The 2,314-nt window shown below is 35.7% G+C and carries 3 protein-coding genes; 1 reads left to right on the forward strand and 2 read right to left on the reverse strand.

Annotated elements, in window-relative coordinates; genetic code table 11:
- The first annotated feature begins 253 nt into the window (after positions 1-253).
- Positions 254-796, forward strand: coding sequence for a hypothetical protein (locus OWO01_RS15805; RefSeq protein WP_268781438.1), 543 nt, complete (start codon positions 254-256; stop codon positions 794-796).
- Positions 797-1,043: 247 nt separating this feature from the next.
- Here OWO01_RS15805 and OWO01_RS15810 read toward each other — a convergent pair whose 3' ends face one another.
- Both OWO01_RS15810 and OWO01_RS15815 read right to left on the reverse strand, forming a co-directional pair.
- Positions 1,044-1,667: a GNAT family N-acetyltransferase gene (locus OWO01_RS15810; RefSeq protein ID WP_268781439.1), complete on the reverse strand. Its 624-nt coding sequence runs from the start codon at positions 1,665-1,667 to the stop codon at positions 1,044-1,046.
- A 382-nt stretch (positions 1,668-2,049) separates the two neighbouring features.
- On the reverse strand, positions 2,050-2,193 hold the full coding sequence (locus tag OWO01_RS15815) for a hypothetical protein (RefSeq protein WP_268781440.1): 144 nt from the start codon (positions 2,191-2,193) through the stop codon (positions 2,050-2,052).
- Positions 2,194-2,314 lie beyond the last annotated feature (121 nt).

The following is a 2,314-nucleotide window of genomic DNA, read 5'->3' on the forward strand; positions in this document are numbered from 1 at the left end:
TATAACAAGAACTTAGGATAGGGTGATTTTTATCGTCGGAATAGTCTGTAAATCAGTTAATAATCAAGAGCTCATCATAACAAATCAGAACAATGAAGTATATGATGTGATTGATTTTTCCGAAGGCATAAACATCTTCAAATTAAAAGAAGATCAATTAAATAAAATTCAAACATCCAACGAGTTGAAATACAAAGACAGTTACGAAAGTATGGGGCATAGCTATGACTCGTAAAAAAAGAAAATCATAGCGATGGTCATTACGATTTTAGTTCTTATTATTTTTTTTATCATTTTTTATCTTTTGAATAAAGAATGGTATATGATTCAAATGAAACGTGGAAATGAGAATCCGATAACATGGCAGTCTCATGGAAATGGATCTTTTCGTTATATTGATGATGATATTCTCGTCATAGAGATAGAAGATAAGCAGTTTGAAACATTAGACATTACGATTACTGATTTATTTCATTTGCCTAATCTAGAGGAGATTCACCTTGGGTTGTGGTATGATACGGAAAAATATGATGATGAATTTATCGATCATATTTTTCATCTTGTGTTAGAAGATGAGCAAAACAATCGATATGATAATAACTCTTACAGTATAGGGGAAAAAGGGATGTTTGGTCAGTTTCAACGCAGACAGATTTCTGATGTAAGTCTTATAGATATAGAAGAACTTTATCTCTATATCTATCCTCTAAAAGAAGTTGATGGAGAAATAGTGCAGCTTGAACCAGAAAAAAGGTTGGTGTTCACAGAAGATATGGAGTTAGAACATTTTGAATAAGAATGAGGTCTTTTTTACCTATATTGTAATAATAGAAGAATTAAATGATATGATACTAATTTAAGGGACGATTCTAATGAATCGTCCCTATGTTTGATTATCCCGGAGCAACCGTCCGTAAGACTCCCACTTCAAAACAACGAGAATATCAAGTTGTTTAAGTGGAAGTAACGGACGCTAGCACCCCGAATGGTTCAACTAACAATCAGTGGGGGGGAATACCTAAAAACCCCCACTGATTGAAGTTTCACTTTATAGGATAATTTTTTTTAGATTCTCGAACCATTGACCAAAGGTTCATGTTTAATGATGGCATTTCAGTCTGGTTCAATGTTTTAAATCCGAAATGCTGATAAAGCGATGCGTTCTGCTCTGTTTCTGTTTCTAAATATAATGGGAGATCATTCTTTTTCCCGTGTTCAATAAAGGCTTGGAGCAATCTCTTTCCAAATCCTTTACCTTGATGGTCAGGGGAGACACCGATAATGGCAAGATAGTAGAAATCTTTTCCTTTCATGAAATGCTTCCGATCTTTCGTTGTTTGCATGACAAAAGGCTTAATATTTTTATAGGCCTGACCCATCTGCATAGCTGGCTTGATCGCTCCACTCCTCATTATGCGCCATAGCGACATTTCAGCTTTATGACCAGGCGTCCAGGCCATGATACCTTCTAAATCTTTTGAAGGTGCAAATACTTCACCATATTTATGCGCATAGGTTATTGGTACTTGAAAAAAAGCTGTGAATTTTTCTTTAAAATCAGGCAATTCTTTAAATGCACATGCAAGAGGGTCATCAATAAAGGCATTGGCTAAAATTTCAGCTGCCTTAGGTAAATCCTCTTTTTGTAATCGATAAAGTTGACTCATTAACTTAACGTACACTCCCTTCCATACCTAGTTTGCGTGTAAATTTCATCATCTTCTTATTATTATAGTACTTTTTAAAGAGTATGTTTAACAAATTACCAAATGATAAGCAGTGCATCGCTTCGTTGGTTCGTTCTTCCGGTTCTTAGAAACTTCACCGCCTTGACTTCCTTGCTTCAAATTTATTCCGGAGCTACCGTTCGTAAGACTCCCGCTTCCAAACATCGAGAATATCAAATTGTTTGTAAGTGGGAGTATCGGACGCTAGCACCCCGAATGGATCAAAGTCCTTTAGGTCATCTTTTAGGGCTAACAATCAGTGGGGATACCTAAGAACCCCCACTGATTGAAGTTTTAGTTTATCAACTTCTTAAACACGCAATTAAAGTACCTGTCTAATTCTTTGTTGCTGATTATCGTGGTGATAGCGTGCACGATTTTGATCTGCTACATGTTGAGCGGGATCAATGAAACTGTTTTTTTGTTTTTTTCGTTTTCTTTTAAATATTCTCAATAGTCCGTTCATAATTATCATCCTTTGTGATTTGTTACCTTAATCATAAAGCGATTCTAGTTAGAAAAAAACGGCCTGTAACTGTATTCCCGCTCATCTATTTGGAGGATAATCTCTTCCACCCCAAGACGGA

Origin of the sequence: Natronobacillus azotifigens (assembly GCF_026805325.1) — a bacterium.
GTDB lineage: Bacteria > Bacillota > Bacilli > Bacillales > Amphibacillaceae > Natronobacillus > Natronobacillus azotifigens.

Coding starts and splice junctions, on each gene's coding strand:
- OWO01_RS15805 (WP_268781438.1), top strand. CDS start 254: ATGGTCATTACGATTTTAGTTCTTATTATTTTTTTTATCATTTTTTAT.
- OWO01_RS15815 (WP_268781440.1), bottom strand. CDS start 2,193: ATGAACGGACTATTGAGAATATTTAAAAGAAAACGAAAAAAACAAAAA.
- OWO01_RS15810 (WP_268781439.1), bottom strand. CDS start 1,667: ATGAGTCAACTTTATCGATTACAAAAAGAGGATTTACCTAAGGCAGCT.